The organism is Haloarcula sp. Atlit-7R (assembly GCF_003666065.1).
Lineage (GTDB): Archaea > Halobacteriota > Halobacteria > Halobacteriales > Haloarculaceae > Haloarcula > Haloarcula taiwanensis.
Genome location: NZ_QXIK01000019.1, coordinates 1 through 24,269, shown reverse-complemented (window position 1 = coordinate 24,269; position 24,269 = coordinate 1). Strand labels below are relative to the sequence as shown.

Here is a 24,269-nt window from a genome sequence, read left to right as displayed (position 1 = left end):
TAGCACGCCTAGTTAGACAATGACAAACCAGATTGCGTGGCAAACGTGGACAGCATCGGTAATGGGTGGGCACCATTCACCATGAGTACACAACAGGACCCAGTTTCACTGGACCTCGACCGGCGCTCGTTTATGAAAGCGAGCGCCCTCGCAGGGGGCGTCGCCCTCGGCGTCAGCGGCGCTGGTCGGGCACTTCAGGAGGACGGCGAGGAAACGGACGGAGCAGACACGGACACCGAACTGACCAAGACAATCTGCAACTACTGTTCGGTGGGCTGTGGCTTCCGCGGCGAGCGACAGGGTAATTCCTTCGTCGGCATGGAGCCATGGCACGAACACCCGATAAACGCCGGGTCGCTGTGTTCGAAAGGGGCTGGCATCTACGAGACCGAACACTCCGAGAAGCGTCTCAAGCACCCGATGATACAGGAGGACGGGGAGTGGCGCAAGATGGGGTGGAACGAGGCCTACGACCGCCTGGCGACGGACATCCGGGCGCTGTGGCCCGACGACGACACCTCACCGGACGAGGCCGTCGACGTCGACGCGGAGCACAGCCGCGAGAGCGTGATGTTGCTCGGCAGCGCCCACCACTCCAACGAGGAGGCCTACGCCATCCGGAAGCTGGCGGCGTTCATGGGCACGAACAACATCGACCACCAGGCCCGGATTTGCCACTCCACGACGGTGACTGGGCTGGCAAACACCTGGGGCTACGGCGCGATGACGAACACCGTTCAGGACTACCGGAACTTCGACCTGAATATCATCATCGGCCAGAACCCCGCCGAGGCACACCCCATCGCGATGCAGCACATCCTCGAGGGGCAGAAACGCGGCGGGACCATCCTCAATCTGGACCCGCGGTTCACCAAGACCTCGGCCCACGCCGACGAGTTCATGCGGTTCCGGCCGGGCACCGACGTGGCCCTGATGATGGGTATCATCAAAGAGCTCCGGGACAAGCACGGGCTCGCGATGGACCCGGACGCGGACGACAGCGGGCAGAACATGCTCACCGACCGCGTCCAGGGCTGGGAGGACGTCGACGCTGAACTCGACCAGTACGACAAGGAGACCGTCGAGGAGATAACCTGGGTGTCCGCCAAGGACATCGAGCGCATCGCCGACATGATAGACGAGGCCCGGCCCCACATCCAGATCGAGTGGGCGATGGGCGGGACCCAGCACAACAACGGGACCCAGAACATCCGCTCGTACGCGATGGCGAGTCTCGCTTCCGGGAGCGCGGCCCGGAGCGGCGGCGGCCTCCAGGTGATGCGTGGCCACGCAAACGTCCAGGGTGCGACCGACCTCGCGGTCGCGAGCCATATCCTGCCGGGGTATTACGGTCTCTCAGCCGGCGGCTGGTCTTGGTGGGCCGAAATCTGGGACCGGACCCCGGAGACCAGCGGCGACACATCGTTTGCGGACATGTACAACCGGTTCGAACTGATGCCGCCGGAGAAGTATGTCCGCCAGAGCCCGAACTACGAAGGGAGCGAGGACGCCGACTCGCTACCGCCGAACGCCGACCACGGGCCGAACAACCCGGCGGAGAACTCGATGATGTTCCAGAACGGGCTGACGGTGGCCCGCTGGTTCGAGTCGGCGCTCGACCGGGAGGACCGGTACCAGGAGACGCCGATATACCAGCCCGACCAGACGAAAATCGCGTTCTTCTGGGGGCACTCGGCGAACTCCATCAGCGAGATGGAGCAGATGAAAGAGGGGATGGAGAACCTCGACCTGCTGGTCGTTATCGATGTGTTCCCCTCGGTCGCGAGCGTCCTCCCGGACTACGAGGACGGCCCGCCGGTGTTGCTGTTGCCGGCGTCGAGCCAGTACGAACACTACCGGTCGCTGACCAACACGAACCGGTCGGTGCAGTGGTCCGAGCCGGTCCGCGGGCCGGCCCACAACTCCAAGCCGGACCTCCAGATAATGCAGGAGCTGGCCGGCTATCTCGGCTTTGGCGAGCACTTCGACTGGGGCGCAGGCTCGGAGCTGTACAACGGCAAGTCCAGCTACGAGGGCGTCGTCCGGGAGTTCAACCTCGGGACCAACACCATCGGCTACCGGCAGACCCCCGAGCGCCTCCAGCAACACTTAGAGTACGACTGGGCGTTCTCCAACGAGGACCTCAAAGGGGCCGAAGGAACGCCGGTCGCAGGCGAGTACTGGATGCTCCCCTGGCCCTGCTGGGGCGAGGACCACCCGGGCACCCCGATTATCTGGAACGACGACTTGGACCCCAACAACGGAGGGCAGGACTTCCGGACCCGCTGGGGCGTCCAGGCACCCACGCCGGAGGACTGGGAGGCGATGCCGACCGACGACGACTACCCGATGCAGGAGACGCTCGACGCCGTCGGCGACCGGTACGAGAGTCAGGAAGAAGCGCTTGACCTGACCCGTGCGCCGTACAACCCCGAGTGGGCCGACGACGACGATACGGCTGCGGACGGCATGATCCACGGCATCCCGGAGTATCCGGGCTGGAAAGTGACGCCGCCACAGAGCCTCGTCGACCCTACTCAGGAGGTCCAGCCGGACGAACTCACCATCCCACAGCAGTACGCACTCGACAATCAGGAGTCGGTGTACACCGCTGCGCAGGCGCTGAACAACCCTGACACCGGAAGTGCGGTGTTCGACGAGTACCTCGAAACGATGATCGGGGAAGGCGTCGACCCCGAGTTCTACGAGCAATACGACTTCAAACAGCCCGACGCGCCGACCGGGCGCGGCCGGGCACGGGCCGTCGTCTGGAGCTTCCTCGACAAGGTGCCGGTCCACCGCGAACCCATCGAGGGGCCGGACACGGAACTGCTGAACGAGTGGCCAGCGAACGGCCAACAGCGGAACTTCTACCGCCTCGACCAGAACAACCTCGTCGAGCAGGAACGGGCCACAGATATCATCCATAACCAGGACGACGGTCCAGATCTTGACACCATCATGACCAGCGGGCGGCAGGTCGAACATCAGGGCGGCGGCGCGGAGACGCGAAACAACATCCACACCGCCGACCTCCAGCCGCACATGTACGCGGAGATTACGCCGAACAAGGCGGAAGAACTCGGCGTCGACGGCGGTGATCTCGTGGTCATCTCCTCGACGGACCGTGGCTCCGTGCTGGTGAAAGCCCGCGTGACGGACCGGCCGAACGACCAGGAAGTGTTCCTGCCGTATCACTGGGGCGGCGTATTTAAAGGCGAGAGTCTGGAGGACAAGTATCCCGACGGCCACGTCCCCTACGCCATCGGGGACTCGGCGAACGCCATCACGTCCCGGGGCTACGACGTAGAGACACAGATGCAGGAGACAAAGGTGTCGATGGTCGCGGTCAACCCGGCGACACCGGCGATACTGGACCGGTACAACATCGACGTGGACCTCGACTTCGACTTCCCGCAGGACGTGAACGACGTCGGGACCCAGAAGGACTTCGACGTCCGCGACAACTCGACGGTGCAATGAGGTGAGCTAGTATGTCAACAGGAAATGAAGTAATGCACGACGGCGTGATGAGTACCGGCGAGGACGCGCGCATCTTCCCGGACGTCGAAGCGTGCATCGACTGTGGCGGCTGTGTCGTCTCCTGTAAGCGTACGTGGGATGTCCCACGGGACGAACAGCGAATCAGTATCGCGACGATGCTCGAAGGCCAGGAGGCAGCCTCCGGGCTCAACGCGAGCAGCGGTCGAGCGATGGAACAGAGCGAATCGCCCGGCGAGACCGCGGTGCCGATGCAGTGTTACCACTGCTCGAACGCGCCGTGTGTGTCGGTGTGTCCGACCGACTCGCTCATCTCGAAGGAGAACGGCTTCGTCCGGGTCCGAGACGACCTCTGTATCGGCTGTCAGTACTGCCTCTCTGCGTGCCCCTTCGGCGCGCCCCAGTTCCCCGACGAGGACGAGGGGGTCGCCAACCTCGTCGGCAGCGGCGGCAATATGGACAAGTGTACCATGTGCGAGGAGCGCCAGGACGTCGGCAAGGGGCCGGCCTGCGCCGAGGAGTGTGCCACTGACGCGATTCTGGTCGGAACGCCTGAACAGATCTCGGACGAACTGGACAACAGGGACAGTGGCACCTTCTTCAACGACGTCGCCATGGACATCATCTTTGGCGAGGACGCCAGTGAGTTCCAATGACAAACACAGAAGACCTTCCAGAGGTGAACGGCTACAGCCGCGTCTCGGTGCTCGTCAGCGCGGTCGTCGGCCTCGTGGTCGCAGGGCTGGCGCTGTTCTGGGCACAGGGATTCAGGCTCGGCTACGAGTCGCTGTACCGGGTCAATCCAAGCGTCGAGGGCGGCGGTATCGGCGCGGACTGGGTGTTCGGCAACACCATCCCCGCGCTCGATTTCCTCATCGCGCTCATCCACGCGGCCGACGTCATCATGGGCGCGTTCATCCTCGTGATGGTGTTCATCCACTGGGCGGCGTTCCAGCGGCTCGCCGGCCAGATGCGCGACCCGGGAGAGGACGTGGGCGAGGCCGTCGCGGCCGACGGTGGCTCGCCGGCTCCCGGTGAAGGACAGGGAGGTGACAGCTCGTGAGCAACCTAGACCACGGGAAGTTCACGCGCGTGACGACCCTGTTCCACTCGCTGCTGGGCCTTGACGTGTTCCTGCTGTTTTTCACCGGCTACGCCATCATGTTCAACGACGAACTGTGGTGGATGCTGACGCTGATGGGCGGGGCCTCCGGTGTGACGGCGATACACCGCATCACCGGCATCGGGCTGGTCGCGCTCGTCGTCTTCTGGATCACACTGCAGGTGATCTCCTCGACCGGACGGAGCAACTTCGCGAAGATTCTCCCGGCGAAAGACGATGTCGACGCGTTCATTCAGGACATCCAGTTCGTGCTCGGCCGGGTCGACGAACGGCACCCGAGCGCCCGGCAGTTCGCCGGCTACAAGGCCGACGAGGTCCCGCTGCTGTCCTACATCGGCAAGGGCGTCGTGTTCATCTTCTCCATCGAGCTGACCCTGCTTGCGATTTCGGGGCTGCTCATCTGGAGCAAGACCGGCCTCGCTGCGATGTTCCAGACCAAGGCGGCCGCGATGGCCTTCGTGACGTTCCACGGCCTGCTGGGCGTCATCATGCTGATGGGGGTCATGTTCCACATCTTCGAGCACGGGATGCACCCCGCCTTCTACCCCGTCGAGACGAAGGCGTTCATCCCCCGGAGCATGGTGCCCGAGCACCACGGCGACGACGATGAGGAGCCGGACACCACGGGGATTGAGCGCCTCTCGCTGTCCCCGTCGTGGCGAACGGTCTCGACTGTCTTCGGCGCGATGACCGTCATCGGCATCGTCTCGGTGCTCATCGGGAGCATCTTCGACGAGGGCTATCCGGTCCCGCGTGAAATTGCCATCGGCGGCGGACCGTCGAGCATCCTGTTGACCGTCGGTATCAACCTCGGGATGGTCGTGCTCGGCGTCGGCCTCGTGCTCTCGATGTACGGAAACGTCCTGCGCATCCGCTGGGAACAGCAGTTAGAGCAGGAGCGGGAGCCGACGACTGCGGCCGACGGAGGCGAACCCCAGACCGACGGCGGCCAGCCTGAATCAGACGACACCGAGAACTGACCCGACTGAGAACCGTTTTCTGTGCAGCTACGCGATGAGTGCCTGTCCTTCCGGCGATAGCTCGACGCCGACATCCTGTCGGGTCTGCTCCTGAATCTGGTTCAGGTTCCGCGTCAGGACCTTGAGAATGTCTTTGGGTTCCGGATAGACGAGCATGTTGCCGTCGCCGTCCTCCATGACCAGCTGTGTGTCGGAGAGCGCGACCTGATCGCCCTCGATGCTGGCGACGATGACATCCAGTGCTTCCGCGCCGCCGGGGTCGCCTTCCGTCACCTTCGTGATATAGAGCGCATCAAGCCCGATGAGGTCCTTGTACTCGCGGACCTGTTCGGCGCAGGCGACCATGTCCTGTGTCACCGCCGTCTTCTGATCGTTCCCATGAGCACCCTCGTAGCAGTGTTTACAGATTCGCAGTTCGAGACGCATGTCCCTGACTATGTGACTGTCTCTCATTACCGTTGTGGCGGGGCCGTGCAACCAGTAGTGTTTACTGTACCGCTGTGAAATGATAGCATATGGCATCAGCGCTCAACGCGGTGTATCTGGCACTGGTCGTCGTCGTCGGTATCGTCGGAACGCTGTTCGTCGCGAGCATCAGGTCCGCTGACGTGCAGTCCAGATGGCTCGAACTATCCTCGATTGGGGTCGTCGTGCTGTTCCTGCTGGGGCTGGGCGTCCAGTTCCTCGCGTAACTGCACACCTCGATCTGACACGCCACTGCTGAAGCGATAGCTATAGCGTGTCCTTCCTTGCGCAAAATATACAGACAGATGAGTGGTAATATATCTCAGTACCAGTAGAATATAGTTGTCTCTATCCAAAACTCGAATATATTTCGCGCTATTTGCATCTACGCTGCTGTGTTAGTACTATATTTCGAAAAATTGTGTCTAAAACAGATATTCAGACGTACTACATCGAAATTCGGTGTGTTTAGCTACTACTTGGAACATATCCAGTGATACGAAACGCGTAATCGATGTGTCTCAGTTAGCGTAACAGTAGTACATCCATTATTGAGATACGGACTACGGCAGAGTCATGGTAGCATCCAGTACCGACCGATGTACGATGACGTTGACAACCGTTCACTCATACGGAACAATACGCAGAGACACCGGTTATCAGCCAACGCTACGAACTAACAGTATCCAATGAAAGCAGGGGCTCGTGTCCCCTTACGGGTGTTATGTGACGATATAATACGTGGCAAACGCTTACGTGCACTTCGAGTTCTCCCTTGACCGGTCTGTGTTGTGCTACAATCGCTGTCCGAGTACGGCCGTGTTGTCGAAAGTACGCTGCTCAAGCGTGGCGTCCACAGGATTGTACTATCGTTCCCCGTCGCTGAACACTGCCGTCACGAATAGGTGACGTTCAGCTCAATCACGTTGGCGACTTCCAGTACTTTCTGCGGGAGTTCCTCGCGGAACCGATCGCCACGGAACCGATTGGTCGGTCCCGAGACGCTGATCGCACCGAGAATGTCGTCATCGTGGTTGAGCACTGGGGCAGCGACGCAGCGAAGCCCTTCGAGACGCTCTTCGTCGTCGAAAGCGACGCCGCGCTCCCGAACGTCCGCTAATTCTTGCTCCAGCTCCGCTCTGGTGCGTATCGACTTGCTGGCCTCCCCACCGAGTCCGTGGCGGTCGACGATCGCATCAATCCGTTCGGTCGGCATGTGTGCGAGAATCGCTTTTCCGAGCGCTGTCGTATGAAGCGGAACGCGCGTTCCGACGTGGGCCTTGACCTGCACGGCTTTGTCTCCCCGAGCGCGGTACAGGTATGACCCGCGGCCGTGTTCTTCGACAAGAATATTCGCGAGTTCGCCGGTTTCTGCAGCCAGCCGATCAACTTCTGGCTTCGCAATCTCGAACAGTTTCTCCCGGTGACGGGCGTACGCGCCCAGTTCCAGGAATCGGAGTCCGACCTCGTACACGCCGTCTCTGTTGACAACGTACTCTTCTTGCTCCAGCGTGCTCAAGTAGTTGTGAACCGTGCTCTTCGGGATGCCGAGGTGCTGTGCCAGTTCGGTGACTCCGGCCCCATCGAGGTCTTTCAGTGCGTCAAGCACCTCGAATGTCGTCTCGGCGGATTTGACTGGGTTTTGAGCGGTCTTTGCCATACCCGGTCATGGTACGCCCTCGTATTAAACAGTTGTTCAAACATCTGGGACAGAGCGGTGGCTTCGACGGCACACTGGTCCCGGTCATGGCATATCAATAGCACCTCATTGCAGACTGTAGCGCGTCTGTTTCGGCCGATTGTCGCAGACAGTGATACCCACGGCGCGGGCAGTCAAATGAAGTGTAATAACTCCGTCGGCGCACATCCCTACCAGACCCACACACAGGCGCACAATCGAAATCAAGCCGAGGGGTGAGCGGGGTATCACGCTGTGACACCCTATCCAAAGCGGGTACTGACCCGTGCTCGGTCCGATGGTCGCTCAGACGACTGTAACGGGATTTTTCAGCGTTCCGATGGACTCGATGTCGATAGTGACTTCATCTCCCTCCTGCAGCGTGAAATCGTCGTCGGGAACGAGCGAAGTACCGGTGAGTAGCACTGACAGCTCGGGGACTGCGTTGTGTGCGGTGTAGTACGAAACGAGTTCCTCGCAGGTGCGTTTCATCTCGCTGGTGTTGGTCTCGCCGTGATAGACACGGTTGCCGTCACGGTGAATCGACATCGAGAGCGTCAGCGAGTGCGGGTCCTCGATGTCCGTGGCGACGGCCGGGCCGACCGAACAACAGCGGTCGTACACCTTCGCCTGGGGCAGGTACAGCGGGTTCTGCCCCTCGATAGACCGACTGCTCATGTCGTTGCCGACAGTGTAGCCGACGATCTCTCCTTCGTAGAGAACAACCGCGAGCTCAGGCTCGGGCACGTCCCAGTCTGAGTCGGCTCGGATACCGACCGCTTCGCCGGGACCGACAGTCCGATTCGGCGTCGATTTGAAGAATATCTCCGGTCGCTCCGCGTCGTACACGTCGAGGTACATCTCGGGCGTGTCGCTTTCCTCCGTCCGCGCTTCTTCGCTGATCTGGTATGTCACGCCAGCGGCCCAGACTTCGTCGGCAGTAACGGGATCGGTCGCATCAGCTCCGAGCCGCTGTTCGGACACTGCCTCGGCAGCATCGAGGTGGCGGGCGCTGAGTTCGTCCGGCGCGGTCTCCGCAATCGACGATGATTTGAGGAGGTCACGGAACGTTCGGAGCTGGGGCTTGACGCTGGTCAAATCGTACGTACTGTCCCCAGTTTCGACCGCTAACCGCTGTGAGTTCCCGTCGCGTAGCTGGTAGTATCTCATACAGAGATGCAAACTGCAACACTACATGAATCTTGTGCTGCCAACGTATGGCTCTTGCCTGTCGTAAGACCGCACTGATATTTGCTGTGGAAGGCGGCTATCCGGCGGTAGACAAGTAATTGGGCGCAACCACTATGTTCCACAGAGCTACACACGCCCAACTTCCTGCCGTCGGGCAACAACCACCTTTCAATCAGGCTGATCTCTGTTCAGCAATACGGAACAGTTTGAATGACAGACGTACATACGTTATTCTGATATCCCAGTGTGTGTCGTGAGACCCAGCAGCCCAGTTCCTATTCGAGGCACAGGTGTTTGAGTGATAGCATTACGGCTTTCAATCCGCCACCATCTTTGTAATGTCCATTTGCAACAAGTCACAAGCAATAGATGAATCGCACGCGAATTCTGCAAGCACTGCCCACACGGTTACAACCACACTCGGTATTTTCTTACCCATATTCGAGTGTATAAACCGATATTATTGATATATGTTATTACTAGACTGAATACAGCGTTTTTTATATCAATTTTACTTGGGAACGCGAAAAATCCGAACAGTATCGCGCTTTCCATCTATCGAATCTACTTCGATAAGTCCACAGTCTGTGAACACCGCCTTCCAGTCCCGATAGTACAGCGGGACGTTGTCATCGACGTAGTTTACTTCACCTGCGTCGCCACCTTCGTTCTCGACGGTGATTAGCAGGTCATCCACGATCCGTGACAGTTCCTCGAACGCCCAGTCGACATCCGGATGGAGGTGCTGGAGGGTTTCGACTGAAAAAACGGCATCGTACGTGTCATCCGCGACATCCGTGACGAAGTCCTCGATAGCCATCGCGTGGAACGAACCGTCGGCCGCGAGTTCGGGATACGTCTTGGCAAGGATGTCCAGCGCGTCGGCGTTGATATCGACTCCGGTTAGATCAGAGTAGCCAGCGTCGGACAATGCGGCGAGGTGCCGCCCGGAACTGCACCCGACCTCTAGAATAGCCGCGTCTCGCTCGACATGCTCTGCAAGTATCGACTGCACCAGCTCACTCGTCTCGTCCGCTCCATAGTAGGCATAATACGCGGGGGAGTACCCGCCGGACCGGTCGGCCCACTCCTCGCGAATGTCGGTAGAGTCCACGGTCAACTCGGGTGGGGAAGACGGAAAGTTCTGCCGGAACGGTCGTGACGACCATGACCGAAAGACGCAACAGCCACCCAGACGACCAGCATGCCATGGGCTGGACAGTGATGCCGGACTTCAAGGAGTACGATGAGGCCCGCGAGCAGTTCACTTGGGGCCTGCCGGAGTCGTACAATCCGGCCGTCGACTTCCTGCAAAAACACGACGACCCCGAACGGGTGGCGCTCGAACAGGCGTACCCCGACGGGCGGCGCGAGCGGTACACGTTCCGCGAACTGGACGCGCTATCGGACCGGCTCGCGACCGGGTTGGCTGGGCTCGGCGTTGAGGCTGGCGACCGAGTCGGTGTCGTCGTGCCACAGAAGCCACAGAACCCGGTTACGCACCTGGCGAACTGGAAGGTCGGGGCCGTGTCGGTTCCGCTGACGGTCCTGTTCGGCACAGACGCGCTCCGGTATCGGCTGGACGACGCTGGCGTGACTGTCGCCGTTATCGACCCGGCCGTGCGCGATGACATCGACGCGGTCCGGGACGACTGTCCGGCACTGGACCACGTCGTCGAAATCGAGACCGACGCGCCGCCGGGGGACGTTCACGCCTTCGAAGACGTGCTCGCAGCACCGGAGAACGCGGCTATCGAGCCCTACGACGCGACGCCGGACACCGACACGGCGATACTGTACACGAGCGGGTCGACCGGGCCGCCGAAGGGCGTCCGCCACTCCCACGCGCTCTGGCTCGGGCGCGCGGCGGCGGCGTACAACTTCTTCGACCAGGGACTCGGCCCGGACGCGACCGTCTGGACGCCCGCGGACTGGGCCTGGGGCGCGGCGCTGGGCGGGACGCTCTTTGCGACGTGGCACCACGGCGGGACCGTCGTCGGCTACCCCGCTTCGGGCTTTGACCCCGACGAAGCGTTCGGCCTGCTCTCGGAGTTCGGCGTCACCCGGTCGTTCGTGCCCGCGACGGCCCTCCGGATGCTGATGGACGTCGAGAACCCGACGGCGACGTACGACCTCGACGTCGAGACCATCGCCGTCGGCGGCGAGTCGCTGACGCCGGAAATCGTCGACTGGGTGGCCGAGACGTTCGACTCGGTCACCATCAACGAGTTCTACGGGCAGACGGAACTGAACCTCGTCGTCGCCAACAACTCGAACTGGTTCGACACCCGGCCCGGCAGCATGGGCAAGCCGCTGCCGGGCTATGACCTGGCGATTCTGGACCCCGAGGCCGCCGACCGCGGCGTCGCCGACCCCGTTCCGGCCGGCGACCTCGGCGAGATAGCGCTGCGCCCCCACGACCGCTCGGTGTTCTTCGACGAGTACTGGAACATGCCGGAAAAGACGGCGGCCAAGGAGGTCGAGGGCTGGTTCGTCACCGGCGACCTGGCCCGGCAGGACGACGACGGCTACGTCTGGTTCAAATCGCGCAAGGACGACGTCATCATCACGAGCGGCTACCGCGTCGGGCCGACGGAGGTCGAGAGCGCGATCCTCGAACACCCCGACGTGGTTCAGGCCGGCGTCATCGGCGTGCCCGACGACACGCGCGGGGAAATCATCAAGGCCTACGTCGAGACGGCCGCGGACGCGCCGGCACGGGAGACGCTCCGATCGGAAATCGAGTCCGTCGTCCGGGACCACCTCGCCGAGTACGAGTACCCCCGCGAAATCGAGTTCGCCGACGCGTTGCCACAGACGACCAGCGGGAAAATCCGGCGCACAGAACTCCAGGAGTGGCACGCCGACGGCGAGTCATCGTAGCTTTCGGGACCGAACAGTCACTTGGTTCCGAAATCGGGGAAGTGAATACTACTTCTGGGGCGCTGTGTTCGTATCCTAGTTTTCTATCGATGTGTCGGCATAAATGCCTGAACCCATCACGAATTATGTTCAGAAATTGCGATTTGTGAGGAATATATAGTAATAAATACCGTCTTTATAGGCTCAAATCTGAAATACGACACCAAATTAACGGCGCTTCGAGACTCTAATGCAATACGGATTCGAGACACCGGTCAGTTACCTGTCGATAGCACGGTTCCCGGCACAATCTACTCCAAAACACGACTGTTCTACTGGCGCGCCGACAGAGCCTCCGGCGGTGTGCCTATACGACACTGGTCGTCGGTGCAGAAAGTATGAATGGAACGGACAGCCAGGATAGCCCGGCGTTCGGACGCGGGTAATCCCGTTTGCCTCCTCCACCCCGCGACCCCACGAGCGACGGGTGTTCGATGGTCCGCTGCTCACTTCCGTGCCTGGCGGGGTGCCATCGTTTAACCACGTGGGCACACCCCTGCAGGTGCGACCACGCGGACCGCCGTCCCCGTGGGACGAGGCTTCCACGTTAGCTTACGGGGTCCACGTCCGTCAGACCGGACGCCCCCGGTGTTCGGTCCCCGCTCAAGACCACAGTGCGGGCGAGGAGGGGGGCCTAGCCCCCCGACCTAGTCCATCTGAAAGTCCGCCGCCACCCCATAAGGGCCTTTCGGATGCGCCCACAGACCGCTGGACGACGCCCCAGTGGGCAGACGGGCCTACAGCAGGTCCAGCGCCCGCGCGAACCACGTGCCACCGAGCGGGATGAGACAGCCGACGGCGACGACGCCCCAGCGGTGATGTTCCATCAGCGTTGACTCGGTCAGCCCCAACACGAGGCTCTCGGGGACGGTGACCGCCCAGAGGAGACTCAAAGCGACGATGAACACGCCCATGCCGATGCTCGCGCCCGCCGCGACGCTCGGGTCCGACCGCCCCTCGCGGCCGGCCGCCAGCACGATAATGCAGACGAGCGCGAACACGCCCGGCAACAGCGGGGACAACGCCCCCGAGTTGTAGTACGCTCCCACGGCGCTCGCGGTCTCGACGAGGCCGTACGGAACCGCGAGCGCAAGGAGATACAGAACGCAGCCGACGATACCGACAGTTGGAGCGAGCCGCAGGTCGTCCATATCGTCGCTGTGGCCGGCGGCGTCTTAACAGCGACGTTCGAGCGAAACGAGGAAATGTCGGCTCTCCGTATCCGTGACCATGGGACTGGGTTCCACCGCGAAAAAGATACAGAAGGTCGCCGACATCGCAGAGGACCTCTACAAGAAGGTCAACGAGCTGAAAACACAGCTCGAAGACCTGCGAAGCACTGTCGACGAGACGAACACCCGCGTCGACGGGATGGAGCAGGAACTGGCCGAACAGCGCGCGCTCATCGAGGCACTTGCCGAAGAACGAGGCGTCGACACGGAGACGGTCGTTGCCGAGGTCGCCGCTGACACTGATTCCGACACAGCTGAAGCGGTTTCGGAGTAATCACGTGACTGCGGTACCATGGCGCGGCGGAACCGGTTGGTTTAAATCATAACATCATCATACCATCGTACGTAGGGCGCTTAGCTCAGCTTGGACAGAGTGCTTGGCTTCGGACCAAACCGTCGGGGGTTCAAATCCCTCAGCGCCCGTATCACTTAATTCATGCGAAATTTCGGCGTACAGGCGTTCAAACTCCAAATATGATTTTATTATCTCGATTCCTTTCGTTCGACAAACGAACAGTTCTGAGTTGGAGCGGTGACGTCTGGTGATTCGCGCACAGATACACAGTTCTCCATCGAGAAAATCAACCGCCAATTGAGGCGTCACCATCGTTTATTTCGGGTGTCTCACGGCGTTCGAGGACCTTCCCAGACGCTGTCAAATAGTCCGTGCTGAATATAGAGCGTATATTCATCGGAGTGACCGAAGCGCCGAGAGTATCGTCGGCTGAGATTCCTCGAAACGTCTGAGCTGGGCCGCTTCAGTGAACGTATACCGGCCAATCAGCAGGCTCGTAGTCATACTGGTTAGCCCGCCTGCTGCGAAGATCATCCCCATAATCACGAACTGATACTGGGCGGCGTAAATCGGGTTCGAACCACCGAGAATCATCCCCGCCATCATCCCAGGAATGTACACCAGTCCGAGCGTTCGCATCGCATCGACGACGGGGATAAGCGAGGCTCGAACCGATTCGGTGACGTGTTCGGAAACTGCGGCCTGTGGCGGCACGCCGATTGCCAATAGCGCCTCGATCTCGTCGCGGTTAGACTCGATTTCGCTTTTGAACCGGTCCAGCGCCAGCGAGTTCGTCTTCATTGCGTTTGCAATGATCATCCCGCCGACCGGCACGAGATTCCGAACCGTCGACTCAATAGCTCCTGCCGCAAGCATAGTGAGGATTACTACAGACGCACCAAGTCCAATCGCAGTCAGGGAGACTCTGAAAGCTTGTGGCACACCGTCGCCGCGCTTGCGGGACTCCCACGCCGCGTACCCTATCATCGCCGCGAGAACCACCCCTGAAAACGCCAGTGGAATCGAGAACAGCACGCCGATCAATGCGCCCATCGCGAGGACCTGCACGAACCCGCGAGCGAACGAGCCGCCTAGTTCCCGCTCCAGGTCGAGGTCACGCACGTACGACAGCCCGAGCACGACCGTCCCGAGGGCGGTTGCGGCCGCCACCTGTAGGAGCCCTTTCACCAGAACCGGGTCCCGGAGCTGGGGCGGGACCGGGAGGTCCGGAAGTAGATTCATCAGAGTACCTCCTGTGTCGAGCCGATGGACTGGATTTGGCCGTCCACGAACCGAACGACCCGGTCGGCGATCCGGTCGACCTGCGCTTGGTCGTGGGTGACGAAGACCGCTGTCCGGTCCGACGTGGCCAGTAGCTCCTCAAGCAACGCCTCGATGTCGGCTTGAGCCTGGGGGTCAAGGCTGGCAGTGGGTTCGTCAAGCAACAACACTTCAGGATCCATCATGAGCGTGCGGGCGATTGCGACACGCTGGGCCTCGCCCCCGGAGAGGTCAGCGACCTCGCGGTCGGCGTAGCCGCTCAGGTCTACGCGACCCAATAGCGTCTCGACCCGGCCCGGTTCGACAGATTCGCCGCGGAGTTGAGGGCCAATCGTGACGTTCGCGCGGACGGTCCCGTCTCGGAGTGCGGGATCCTGTGGCACCATTCCGACACGGGCACGGAGGTCGGTCGGGTCAAGCGTCCGGTAGTCGGTGCCGTCGAGATAGACTGTCCCCTCAGTCGGCTCCTCGATTCGACACAGCAGACGGAGCAAGGTGGATTTGCCAGCCCCCGAGGGCCCGATGAGCGTGAGCGTCTCGCCAACGCCGACGGTGAGGTCGACACCGTTCACTATTAGCTTATCGCCAGCGACAAACGAGAGGCGTTCGGTCCGTAGCTTCACTGTGGTGGTTTCCATTTGCGATTCTTGAACTACTGTTGGTCGGGACTGTGCCTCAATATTGCGCTGAACGACCCACGCTAACCGAGTGGTATCGTATCTCCGTGCTACTACCGTGGTACCTATCGGCCATCTATCAGAACCGACTTGCGAGAGACAGAGGCTGTGTGAGCAAGCCCACGGGATGTGTCTGACCGTTCAGGGGTATTCGACATTAGCGGGGTTGTCAGCACAGCGGGGTGAATCTATCCGCTGACTCTGTCGAATACTCATCGTCGGGTTATGCATGCTGAAACGTGGTCTGTCGCCTATCTCTGATACCATACTCGCTGTATAGCTATGAGAACATACCACAATGTAGCACGAACCAAGTAATTCGAACACGATACGATGATGTACCTCGATGAGCGGCAATTGGATGCCAGCCGAACAGGAGAAGCAACTTCGAACACGGGCGGCGCACGACCGAGAGCGATTGCATTTCCAGTTCCGGTGGGACCAACCTGACCCCGGGGGCTGGATTCACGATATGCTGGTTTATTATGAGGGCGAGTGGCGACAGTTTGCGGAGCCGTCGCCGTGGGTCAGCGACGACGACAGACACACCGGGTTCTATGAAGACCGTCTGAGCTTCTTTCTCGACGACGGGAGCGTCCGCGGCTTCGAGGAGTTCGCTGGATGGCTTACGACCCACGAGGGGATGCGCTCCCTGCCGAGTGCGGCTTCTGCGGCCGATGTCGAATCCCACCCTCACTACGGTACCCGTCTGTGCAAATCTGACATCAGGAAATTCCTCCCGCACGCATGTGCTGGCGAGTGGTGGGAGGGGAAGTGGCGGGAAGTGCGGTCTCCCGACGAGTTACGGGCGATGAAAGCCCGCGGCGAGTTCCTCGACCTCCCGATGTGGCGTGCCCACCGCTCGGACCCGGTCGGATATGGGACCGACGCTCACGTTCTCGACTATCGCCATGCCGACAGCGGTCGTCGGACATACACGAGCCAGGAGTGGACACCGGACTCGGGGCCGGAACTGATGTTTGATCCGGATATCGTAGAGGATGGCGCGCTCAATTACGACGCTGTTTCGGCTGGAGAATTCCCAGCACAGGGCTCGGGAACTTACGCACTCACACCGGACGTGACCGTGCCGTTTGATCCAGATGTGGCTGAGTGGGAGGGAGCGATGATTCCCCGCCGTCCCGTTCGTGAACCGACCGAGAGCGCCGCCGACTGGGCTGCCTCTGGCACGTGGACTGGCGACGAATGGGTCGTTACGATGTCACGTTCTCTGGCTACCAATGATCCCTCAGATACTGTCCAACTGTCTCCGGGTGAGACGTACCTATGGGCACCCGCGATTCACCACGGGGCTGGGAAGCGCTGGCACTGGGCGGGTTACACGCACCGACTCGGTCTCGGCGTGACTCCCGAACGGACGGCGGACCTGCCACCACCCTTGGTGGCTCACGAGGTCGAGTCCGCGTCCACCGCGGCCGATATCGACTGGGACACGCTCCCGACACACACGACGCCGCTGGTCTTCCCGGGCGTCGAGTCTTGGACAGACCTCGTGAACGGGCAACAGGCCGAGGCCATTCGAAATCTGGAGACCACCATGTGGAAGCTTCACCAGCGAGCGGATGATTTGTGAGGGTTGAGAATGCCCCTTCACAGAGTCAGTCTGCTTGCAGCTGAACTGTCTGTTCTGGATCCGAGTCTCAAATCTGCATGAAACCGGGGTGAAAGCCGGCGGGCTCTCGATCAGATGGAACAGTCTGTTGAACAGCGCCAGTGCTAGTAACAACGTATTTATCAGTAATTGAGGCTGGTACTCGCAACGTGACAGCTACTTCAAAATCTGGTGTAATAGAGGGGCTACGGAATGCTATCGACAAGCCACCCGTTCAGGACTGGCAGCTGGCTGAGGAAGTATATATTTAACAATAGCTCCCGTTATCTATAATAGAAACGTATTTTCAAGACAATACCAACCGTATCAGTAATGAATGAGCCGTTCTCTGAGAGCGTCATAGCACAAGTCAAGCGAATCGACCCGGATGCTTGGGATCAACTGTACGTTGTCGGCGACGTACACGGCTGTCGGTCCACCCTCGACCGACTCCTCGCAGAACTAGAACCGACATCTGAGGACCTCGTCGTATTCGTCGGAGACCTCGTGCGGAAAGGCCCGAACAGTGCTAGCGTGGTTGACCTTGTCCGCTCGCGACCGAATTTCATGTCCGTCAGAGGTAACAATGAGGAGAAACTCCTACGGGGCGAGAAACAGCTAGACACGCTGGACGACGATGATCTGGAGTATCTGGCATCCCTTCCAGTCGCTATTACATGGGATGAGGCAATCGTCCTTCACGGAGGCATTGATCCCCGAAAACCGCTAATCAACCATTCGGCCGACGATCTGCAAAACATTGCAGAGTTAGACGATAGCTTCTGGTGGGAGTCATACACTGGACCTCGTCGAGTCTTCTTCGGCCACAAACCGCTAGCCGATCCGGTCGCCGGCCCGCATGCACTGGGGCTCGACACCGGGTGCGTGTACGGCAACGAACTAACCGCATATAATTACACAGTTGACCGACTGGTCAGCGTCGCCCCCGAAGAGACCCACGAGAACCGGGCCGAGCACAAGTGGGTCCATCCGACCGAAGCGATACCTGCTGGTGACCTCATTCAGTCAACCCCTGCAATATCCGCCGATTGAGAACGGGGAGTTTCGTTCTGCACATTGAAAACTACCATCTCGGTAGTTATGCAATCGCTCGTATTCTCTGGTGTAGTTCTCTCCCCGCTGGCGATAGCTCTGGAAGGTATTGGGAAATATGTATCACAGTGATTATTAATGTCTCGTTAGTCATTGCCAAGGCATGGAGTACACGCTACAACCAGAGGAGCGAGTTTCCGAGGGTATCAAGCGGATCATCGATGGAAAAGTTAACCGAGCAATCGAGCACATTGACGGCGACATGGACCGTCACGAGACAGTACACGAGGTCCGGAAACGGTGTAAAGAGGTTCGTGCTGCAATCAGGTTAGTCCGGCCGGTGCTCCCTACCTACAGCAAAGAGAACGCACACTACCGCGACGCCGGTCGCCGCATCTCCGATATTCGGGACGCCCAAGCGGCCATTGAGACGTTCGATGACCACATCCAGCCGATAATGTCCGAGCGTGACGCGCTCAGTGACGAAACGCTTGCTGACCTTCGGGGTGTTTTGGTGGACCGTCGGGACCGTCTCGCGAACGAGCAGGACCTCAATGGCCGCCTGTCGGCGGTTCGAGCCGATCTCGTGGAGGGTCGAAACCGGATTGATACGCTTCCTATCGCGACGGAGGGCTACGACGCGGTCGCAGGTGGCCTTCGAAAGTCGTACAAGCGTGCCCGAAACCGGATGGAAGACGCGTACGACGACCCCGAATTCGAGCGGTTTCACGAGTGGCGAAAGCGAATCAAGTACCACCGATACCACTGTCGACTGCTTCGACAGGTCTGGATAGGCCCAATGAAAGCCCGACGTTCCGAACTCAAGACGCTCTCAGATGTCATCGGTGATGAAAACGACCTCGCGGAGTTCAGTATGATGATGCACGATGAGGAGCTGTTTGACGAGGCGACGCGAGCGACACTCGGAGAGCGTATTACTGGTCGGCGCGCGGAGCTACATCGGCAGGGGCGGGCACTCGGTGAGCGCCTGTTTGCCGAGCACCCTGATCAGCTCGTCGACCGCATCGGGAGCTACTGGACAGCGACCCGTGAGTACGACCCTCAACTCTGAGCCCGTTGCTCGGTCACGTCCGCTTCGTTCATCATTTTCGCAGTGGTCCGGTTCTCTCCTGACCCGTCCTTGAAACGGAGCAAAAACTCTGTCCCGTCAGGTCCTGTCTGAACGAGTGAGAGTTTGCCGTCATAGATCTGAACCAGATTTTAGGTAAGGTACAGGCCATAGCCATGATGCCCGGATGCAGGTGGTTCAACTGCCAGTATTTTCTTATACGCTCATACGTAGCACATTGTTGATGTAGAGCTGTCTTGCGATTCTGCGACAGACCGAGCTAGATGAGAATCAGTTCGCTGAACGGTCTAACGGTCAGTTTCTATCCTCGCCTCGTTCGGGAGAGCTGTATCAACAATCTCCTACGGAAGAGCGTTCTTATAATGTATCAGCTTTTATTTTGTGAATAACCCAATCCGTTCTCAAGAGAGCGATAGAGAGCAATAGAGAAATATTGATACGAATATATATGATATCCATCACCTTTATATTAAAATGACATTGAGTGTTTCATATGGTCCGCCACGGCTTGATTTGTAAATCATGCTATGACGAATACGATATTAGAGATATTAAAGAGGCAACCGAAGAAGCCGATACGCAAGGGATGGTCTGTCCTGGATGTCAAAGCAGTAACTTCGGCATTTGAACCCTAACCGCCAGTGGATGCGATTTGCTAGTGCGCTCTGTGATGATTCAAAAGCTACCGACTGCTGTACATAATAGTATATAGTTACAATATAAACATATATATTTCTATATCCCAAAGTTAGTGTTCGGAAAGTAGAGAACGATAGCAATATTACCCTCTATGCATTGAAATCTAAGATTTCTGGGGAGTATTCTAAAAACCGAAATCTCAAAACATACGTAAAAAACCCACATGAATAGCAACGATCCGCTTGACATCGAAGAGTACACCGCAGAAAATACTGACCTATCCGACCCGTCACTGTACCTCAATCGTGAGCTTAGTGCGCTGGCCTTCCAGCGTCGAGTGCTCCACGAGGCTCTTGACGAGCGTAACCCTTTATTAGAGCGTGTGCGATTCCTTTCTATCGTTACGCGGAATCTCGATGAGTTTGTGATGAAGCGAGTTGGTGGGCTTAAACAACAGATGGAGGCTGGTGTGACGGCAACCGCTCCTGATGGCAGGACACCACAAGAGCAGTGGGACGAGGTACACGAGACGCTCAAACCGCTCCTGGAAGAGCAATCCCGTTGTTACGAAGAGACGATTCGTCCGGCGCTCGCCGATGAAGGCGTCCAGATTCTTGATTATCATGAGCTCAGTGATGCCGAACAAGCGTCGATGCGCGAGTACTTTGAGGATTCGGTCTTGCCGACGCTGACGCCGCTGTCGTTTGACCCGGCCCATCCATTCCCATTTATTTCGAACCGCTCGTTGTCGCTCGCGGTCCTCACACGCCAACCAGACGCCGAAGAGCCGACATTCACCCGAATCAAGATTCCACCGAACCGGCCACGACTGATTCAGATTGGGGACGATACACGGTACGTCCTGATCGAAGACATCGTGCGCGAGAATATGGATTTGCTGTTACCGAACGTCAAAATTGTCGACACAGCGCTGTTTCGACTCACCCGTAACGCCGAAGTACGACGCAACGAGGAGGTCGCCGAGGATCTTATCGACATGGTTGAGGACGTGCTGGAACAGCGACGGTTTGCGACAGTCGTTCGAATGGAGATATCCGCTGACGCCGATCCGCGCATCCGCTCGACACTTAAAAACCAGCTCCAGCTTGAGGAGCGTGAAATATACGATCTTGGCGGCCCGCTGGACTACCGCGACTTTGCGAAGCTAACTGATCTTGACCGGCCGGACCTGTCGTTGGAGGAGTGGATGCCACAGCCACACCCCCGCCTTGAGGATGGCGGGCACCAGTCATTGAGCGACGGCGACGGGGAGGGGGATATTTTCGAGCGCATTCAGCAGGATGACATTCTGTTGCATCACCCGTATCACGACTTCGGAGATACCGTTCAGCGGTTCCTCTCTGCGGCCGCTGAAGACCCGGATGTGCTGGCGGTAAAGGCGGCTATTTACCGGACCGCCAGCGACTCACAGGTAATCCAGTCGCTTATCGACGCTGCAGAGAACGGCAAGCAGGTTGCAGTGATGGTGGAATTGAAAGCCCGTTTCGACGAGGAGAATAATCTCGAATGGGTGCGGAAACTCGAAGAAAACGGCATCCACGTCGCCTACGGCACCGTCGGGCTGAAGACCCACACCAAGACTGCGCTCGTCGTCAGGGAAGAAGAGAACGGCGTCGAACTGTACTCCCACATCGGCACCGGAAACTACCACTCCGAGACGGCGAAAGGCTACGTCGATTTGGGCCTGTTGACTGCTGACCGCGACATCGGCCGTGACCTAACCAAGGTGTTCAACTTTTTTACCGGGCCGTCACTGGACGAGGAATTCCGCGAACTGCTCATTGCACCGGTTACGATGCGCCGGGAATTCACCCGATACATCCGCCGCGAGGCGCAACACGCCCAAGCCGGCCGCCCCGCCCGCATCGTTGTCAAGCTCAACGGCTTGGAGGACCCTGCTATCGTCGAGGAGCTGTACCGTGCGTCGATGGCCGGCGTTGAGATCGACCTCATCGTCCGGGATATCTGCCGGCTCCGGCCCGGGCTTGACGGTATCAGCGAGAACATTTCGGTGTACTCGCTCGTCGGCCGATTCCTAGAGCATTCCCGCATCTTCTACTTCGAGAACGGGGCACGCGCCGATCCCGATGGAGACGACGACTGGGGCGACCCTGAGTACTATATCGGTAGTGCCGACTGGATGACCAGAAATCTCGACTACCGAGTCGAGGCGGTCACGCCGGTGTACGATCCAGTGATACGACAACAACTTGCGTTCAATCTTGAACTGATTCTTGCGGATAACCGCAAAGTATGGGAGATGGACAGCGACGGAGAGTATCACCAACGCCATCCGAGTGACGGTGAGCCGGTTATAAACACCCAAGAAATACTGATGCGTGAAACGATGCGTGCAAGTCGGGAGCAGCAGTCTACAACAGAACCGTTCGGTGACTACCCACTCGACGGTGGGATACTGATTTCCGCACAGGGCGAAGGAAATACGACACAGAAAACCAAAACGACAGAGGAAATTCACCGGGAGTCCGCGGCGAGTGGCGACAGTGACTAATGCACAATGAGTTTCGTGTCACATCTGCACAGCGCGGTACCGACTAAATCCGGGAGGAGCGCTACGTTGTTCTTCCCGGCCGCGTTGATTTGTTGTCTGGCCTTCACCAGTGCAGCGTGTATATTTGAGCCAGCGTGTCCAATATATGACGAGCAATGGTTCAGGACGCGGACCTCGCGCCAGACATAGCGAAACACCACAGGCGACTCAATGCTGACGAATACGGCTCAATGTACGTTGTTGGAGACGTGCACGGCTGCATTAGCGAGTTACGGGCTCTGTGGACGCGTCTCGAACTGAGCGAGTCAGACCTCGTCGTGTTTGTTGGTGATCTTATACGAAAGGGGCCCGCGAGTGCCGCTGTCGTTGAATTTGTAAAAGAGAGAGAACGTGCAATGAGCGTTCGTGGGAACATGGAGCAAAATCTTCTCCGCGGAGACCGGCCGACAGAGCTATCGACGTCAATCCTGGATGTTCTTGAATCGTTCCCACTTATTATTTCTTGGAATGATACAATGGTTGTCCATGGCGGCGTCTTCCCGAATAAACCGCTTTCAGCGCATACTCCGACAGATTTTGTAGAATTACGCTCACTCTCACCCGAAAACGGATACGACGGACTGTTTTGGTTTGAACAATACAGTGGCCCTCCTCGCGTGGTGTTCGGACACACCGTGTGCCGCAAGCCGGTCGTGAACGAGTGGACGGTCGGGGTAGACACGGGGTGTGTCCATGGTGGTGAGTTAACCGCTTACAACGTGACTGAAGATGACTTCGTAAGCGTCCCAGCTGCGCGGAGTTACGAACGGCGATCAGGCGATAAAATTCTGGATCCGCAGTCCTTGTAAAATTCGCTTCCTGGGTGCAACGGTTACTCTGACTGAGCGTCTTCGTCAGAGAAGATTGTCCATCCGAGTTCAATCTCGATTTCGACCTGATCGTACTCGCCCTTGATTTCGTGTTCGGCCTCGAGTTCGGTGCTGATCTTGTCAACCGTTCCAGGAACAGTCATTGTTGCATTGTTGCCCTCCACGGTTATGTCGTCGCCGGAGGCAATCTCGTCGGCGAGATCACGGAGCATTTGGGCTGCCTGTTCTGGTGAGTGGTTCGTCTCAGTTTCAAGTTCGGTGGCTTCTGCCATTGTATATATATCGTAGGTAGAATACAAAACTTGTTCGAAATACTACCAACCATCTCGGCCAGACATAGGACGCAACTGCCAAGCTAGTACGGTATCAGTGATTCCGGATTTTGAGGCAATTCGTTGCACGCTGATCACACCCGGTACACGGTGCGATGAGGGGGTACGAGGGCTGCAAGAAAACTGGGTGTCAGGCCCCGCAGCCATCTCTGACTGCGAACCTCTCCACACCACCGCTCGTACGCCGCACGCGCCCGTACCCACTCGTATGCACTCCCGGGCGTCGGCCACCTACCACACACCAGAACCCGTTCAGTCGCTACGACGGGTGCCGCCAGCTGCCGATGCCGAACCGTGACCACGTAGCCTCGCTCAACGAGCGCCTGCTCGCACATCATCGGCGATCGTCTATGTGGGCCAGCCATCTATGTCCAGTACCCACTGGGCTGAATGAGAGACTGTCCGAGGCCGGTAAGCATCAGCGATGCGAAAACCGCCGGATTCCTTTCGGCACCATTCTATAATTCCTGAAGAGCTGGCGGAGTTGCGATCCGAAGTCGCTTGGCAGATGCTGACTTGTTCCCCTTCAGAAGTAACCCGTGAGACAAACCACCCTGATAGACTCGGTCCGCTCATCTCATCGAGTGACGAACGTGGTCATCCTCCCGCTTATAACGTATGAAGCAATATACTTCCATGGACGACGAATAATTTTGTAGTTCCCTCTGCGACACCAGCCGGAGCCTTCTCAGGGTTCAGTCCGTCAGGTCGTCGGGAAGCTCGTCGAGCGACACCGTTTCGCCGCGCTCTAACTCGCCCTCAACCGCTTCGACGTCGGCCAGCACCTCGTCGGAGA

General features: G+C 58.9%; 20 protein-coding genes, 1 tRNA gene and 1 other RNA gene. 13 read left to right on the top strand and 9 right to left on the bottom strand.

Annotation, left to right across the window (positions count from 1 at the left end):
- Positions 1 to 81: 81 nt before the first annotated feature.
- Genes D3D01_RS20580 through D3D01_RS20565 form a run of 4 tightly spaced genes read left to right on the top strand, consistent with a single transcriptional unit; the run spans position 82 to position 5,604 of the window.
- Positions 82 to 3,483 carry a formate dehydrogenase subunit alpha gene (locus D3D01_RS20580; RefSeq protein WP_121513581.1) on the top strand — a complete coding sequence of 1,134 codons (3,402 nt, stop codon included), beginning with the start codon at positions 82 to 84 and terminating at the stop codon, positions 3,481 to 3,483.
- Between the two features lie 11 nt (positions 3,484 to 3,494).
- Entirely contained in the window at positions 3,495 to 4,157 is a 663-nt protein-coding gene (locus D3D01_RS20575; RefSeq protein WP_101350383.1) for a 4Fe-4S dicluster domain-containing protein, read from the top strand.
- Complete coding sequence (locus D3D01_RS20570) at positions 4,154 to 4,564, top strand: hypothetical protein (protein WP_101350384.1); 411 nt, start codon at positions 4,154 to 4,156, stop codon at positions 4,562 to 4,564. The genes D3D01_RS20575 and D3D01_RS20570 overlap by 4 nt, the downstream gene beginning before the upstream one ends.
- Complete coding sequence (locus tag D3D01_RS20565) at positions 4,561 to 5,604, top strand: cytochrome b/b6 domain-containing protein (RefSeq protein ID WP_101350385.1); 1,044 nt, start codon at positions 4,561 to 4,563, stop codon at positions 5,602 to 5,604. The genes D3D01_RS20570 and D3D01_RS20565 overlap by 4 nt, the downstream gene beginning before the upstream one ends.
- Before the next feature lie 27 nt (positions 5,605 to 5,631).
- Here the strand turns inward: D3D01_RS20565 and D3D01_RS20560 are convergent, their stop codons facing one another.
- Complete coding sequence (locus tag D3D01_RS20560) at positions 5,632 to 6,030, bottom strand: hypothetical protein (RefSeq protein ID WP_101350386.1); 399 nt, start codon at positions 6,028 to 6,030, stop codon at positions 5,632 to 5,634.
- Positions 6,031 to 6,119: 89 nt separating this feature from the next.
- Here D3D01_RS20560 and D3D01_RS24325 point away from each other — a divergent pair, with 89 nt between their 5' ends.
- Positions 6,120 to 6,296 carry a hypothetical protein gene (locus D3D01_RS24325; RefSeq protein WP_199722304.1) on the top strand — a complete coding sequence of 59 codons (177 nt, stop codon included), beginning with the start codon at positions 6,120 to 6,122 and terminating at the stop codon, positions 6,294 to 6,296.
- A gap of 668 nt (positions 6,297 to 6,964) precedes the next feature.
- On the opposite strand, the gene D3D01_RS20555 is transcribed toward D3D01_RS24325, so the two are convergent.
- The 3 genes from D3D01_RS20555 to D3D01_RS20545 form a co-directional block, all read right to left on the bottom strand.
- Entirely contained in the window at positions 6,965 to 7,729 is a 765-nt protein-coding gene (locus D3D01_RS20555) for an IclR family transcriptional regulator (protein WP_101350387.1), read from the bottom strand.
- Positions 7,730 to 8,053: 324 nt separating this feature from the next.
- Entirely contained in the window at positions 8,054 to 8,917 is an 864-nt protein-coding gene (locus D3D01_RS20550; protein WP_121513580.1) for a fumarylacetoacetate hydrolase family protein, read from the bottom strand.
- 532 nt (positions 8,918 to 9,449) lie between these two features.
- A complete protein-coding gene (locus D3D01_RS20545; RefSeq protein WP_121513579.1) occupies positions 9,450 to 10,052 on the bottom strand; it encodes a class I SAM-dependent methyltransferase in 603 nt (200 codons plus the stop codon).
- A 95-nt stretch (positions 10,053 to 10,147) separates the two neighbouring features.
- On the opposite strand from D3D01_RS20545, the gene D3D01_RS20540 reads away from it, so the two are divergent.
- Positions 10,148 to 11,821, top strand: a complete 1,674-nt coding sequence (locus D3D01_RS20540) for an acyl-CoA synthetase (protein WP_121513596.1) — start codon at positions 10,148 to 10,150, stop codon at positions 11,819 to 11,821.
- A gap of 384 nt (positions 11,822 to 12,205) precedes the next feature.
- Here the strand turns inward: D3D01_RS20540 and ffs are convergent.
- Both ffs and D3D01_RS20530 read right to left on the bottom strand, forming a co-directional pair.
- An RNA gene (gene ffs / locus D3D01_RS20535) (signal recognition particle sRNA) lies at positions 12,206 to 12,518 on the bottom strand.
- Positions 12,519 to 12,597: 79 nt separating this feature from the next.
- A complete protein-coding gene (locus tag D3D01_RS20530) occupies positions 12,598 to 13,011 on the bottom strand; it encodes a hypothetical protein (protein WP_101350390.1) in 414 nt (137 codons plus the stop codon).
- Between the two features lie 79 nt (positions 13,012 to 13,090).
- On the opposite strand from D3D01_RS20530, the gene D3D01_RS20525 reads away from it, so the two are divergent.
- Together D3D01_RS20525 and D3D01_RS20520 are read left to right on the top strand one after the other, a co-directional pair.
- Complete coding sequence (locus D3D01_RS20525; RefSeq protein WP_121513578.1) at positions 13,091 to 13,366, top strand: DUF5798 family protein; 276 nt, start codon at positions 13,091 to 13,093, stop codon at positions 13,364 to 13,366.
- 74 nt (positions 13,367 to 13,440) lie between these two features.
- Positions 13,441 to 13,515 (top strand) — tRNA-Arg (locus D3D01_RS20520).
- 265 nt (positions 13,516 to 13,780) lie between these two features.
- On the opposite strand, the gene D3D01_RS20515 is transcribed toward D3D01_RS20520, so the two are convergent.
- Together D3D01_RS20515 and D3D01_RS20510 are read right to left on the bottom strand one after the other, a co-directional pair.
- Entirely contained in the window at positions 13,781 to 14,629 is an 849-nt protein-coding gene (locus tag D3D01_RS20515; protein ID WP_121513577.1) for an ABC transporter permease, read from the bottom strand.
- Positions 14,629 to 15,306, bottom strand: coding sequence for an ATP-binding cassette domain-containing protein (locus tag D3D01_RS20510; RefSeq protein ID WP_121513576.1), 678 nt, complete (start codon positions 15,304 to 15,306; stop codon positions 14,629 to 14,631). Before D3D01_RS20510 ends, D3D01_RS20515 begins: the two co-directional genes overlap by 1 nt.
- A gap of 385 nt (positions 15,307 to 15,691) precedes the next feature.
- On the opposite strand from D3D01_RS20510, the gene D3D01_RS20505 reads away from it, so the two are divergent.
- From D3D01_RS20505 to D3D01_RS20485, 5 genes are all read left to right on the top strand, one after another.
- On the top strand, positions 15,692 to 16,939 hold the full coding sequence (locus D3D01_RS20505) for an ethylbenzene dehydrogenase-related protein (protein ID WP_121513575.1): 1,248 nt from the start codon (positions 15,692 to 15,694) through the stop codon (positions 16,937 to 16,939).
- A gap of 351 nt (positions 16,940 to 17,290) precedes the next feature.
- Positions 17,291 to 18,010, top strand: a complete 720-nt coding sequence (locus tag D3D01_RS20500) for a metallophosphoesterase family protein (RefSeq protein ID WP_121513574.1) — start codon at positions 17,291 to 17,293, stop codon at positions 18,008 to 18,010.
- A 163-nt stretch (positions 18,011 to 18,173) separates the two neighbouring features.
- Entirely contained in the window at positions 18,174 to 19,082 is a 909-nt protein-coding gene (locus D3D01_RS20495) for a CHAD domain-containing protein (RefSeq protein WP_121513573.1), read from the top strand.
- An 880-nt stretch (positions 19,083 to 19,962) separates the two neighbouring features.
- Positions 19,963 to 22,272: a polyphosphate kinase 1 gene (ppk1, locus tag D3D01_RS20490; protein WP_121513572.1), complete on the top strand. Its 2,310-nt coding sequence runs from the start codon at positions 19,963 to 19,965 to the stop codon at positions 22,270 to 22,272.
- A 155-nt stretch (positions 22,273 to 22,427) separates the two neighbouring features.
- Positions 22,428 to 23,120: a metallophosphoesterase gene (locus D3D01_RS20485; RefSeq protein ID WP_121513571.1), complete on the top strand. Its 693-nt coding sequence runs from the start codon at positions 22,428 to 22,430 to the stop codon at positions 23,118 to 23,120.
- Between the two features lie 23 nt (positions 23,121 to 23,143).
- Here the strand turns inward: D3D01_RS20485 and D3D01_RS20480 are convergent, their stop codons facing one another.
- A complete protein-coding gene (locus tag D3D01_RS20480; protein ID WP_121513570.1) occupies positions 23,144 to 23,413 on the bottom strand; it encodes an amphi-Trp domain-containing protein in 270 nt (89 codons plus the stop codon).
- Between the last annotated feature and the right edge of the window lie 856 nt (positions 23,414 to 24,269).

Excerpts from the sequence above, each read along its gene's own strand:
- D3D01_RS20580 (WP_121513581.1), top strand. The coding sequence starts at position 82 with ATGAGTACACAACAGGACCCAGTTTCACTGGACCTCGACCGGCGCTCG.
- D3D01_RS20575 (WP_101350383.1), top strand. The coding sequence starts at position 3,495 with ATGTCAACAGGAAATGAAGTAATGCACGACGGCGTGATGAGTACCGGC.
- D3D01_RS20570 (WP_101350384.1), top strand. The coding sequence starts at position 4,154 with ATGACAAACACAGAAGACCTTCCAGAGGTGAACGGCTACAGCCGCGTC.
- D3D01_RS20560 (WP_101350386.1), bottom strand. The coding sequence starts at position 6,030 with ATGCGTCTCGAACTGCGAATCTGTAAACACTGCTACGAGGGTGCTCAT.
- D3D01_RS24325 (WP_199722304.1), top strand. The coding sequence starts at position 6,120 with ATGGCATCAGCGCTCAACGCGGTGTATCTGGCACTGGTCGTCGTCGTC.
- D3D01_RS20555 (WP_101350387.1), bottom strand. The coding sequence starts at position 7,729 with ATGGCAAAGACCGCTCAAAACCCAGTCAAATCCGCCGAGACGACATTC.
- D3D01_RS20550 (WP_121513580.1), bottom strand. The coding sequence starts at position 8,917 with ATGAGATACTACCAGCTACGCGACGGGAACTCACAGCGGTTAGCGGTC.
- D3D01_RS20540 (WP_121513596.1), top strand. The coding sequence starts at position 10,148 with ATGGGCTGGACAGTGATGCCGGACTTCAAGGAGTACGATGAGGCCCGC.
- D3D01_RS20530 (WP_101350390.1), bottom strand. The coding sequence starts at position 13,011 with ATGGACGACCTGCGGCTCGCTCCAACTGTCGGTATCGTCGGCTGCGTT.
- D3D01_RS20525 (WP_121513578.1), top strand. The coding sequence starts at position 13,091 with ATGGGACTGGGTTCCACCGCGAAAAAGATACAGAAGGTCGCCGACATC.
- D3D01_RS20515 (WP_121513577.1), bottom strand. The coding sequence starts at position 14,629 with ATGAATCTACTTCCGGACCTCCCGGTCCCGCCCCAGCTCCGGGACCCG.
- D3D01_RS20510 (WP_121513576.1), bottom strand. The coding sequence starts at position 15,306 with ATGGAAACCACCACAGTGAAGCTACGGACCGAACGCCTCTCGTTTGTC.
- D3D01_RS20505 (WP_121513575.1), top strand. The coding sequence starts at position 15,692 with ATGAGCGGCAATTGGATGCCAGCCGAACAGGAGAAGCAACTTCGAACA.
- D3D01_RS20500 (WP_121513574.1), top strand. The coding sequence starts at position 17,291 with ATGAATGAGCCGTTCTCTGAGAGCGTCATAGCACAAGTCAAGCGAATC.
- D3D01_RS20495 (WP_121513573.1), top strand. The coding sequence starts at position 18,174 with ATGGAGTACACGCTACAACCAGAGGAGCGAGTTTCCGAGGGTATCAAG.
- ppk1 (WP_121513572.1), top strand. The coding sequence starts at position 19,963 with ATGAATAGCAACGATCCGCTTGACATCGAAGAGTACACCGCAGAAAAT.
- D3D01_RS20485 (WP_121513571.1), top strand. The coding sequence starts at position 22,428 with ATGGTTCAGGACGCGGACCTCGCGCCAGACATAGCGAAACACCACAGG.
- D3D01_RS20480 (WP_121513570.1), bottom strand. The coding sequence starts at position 23,413 with ATGGCAGAAGCCACCGAACTTGAAACTGAGACGAACCACTCACCAGAA.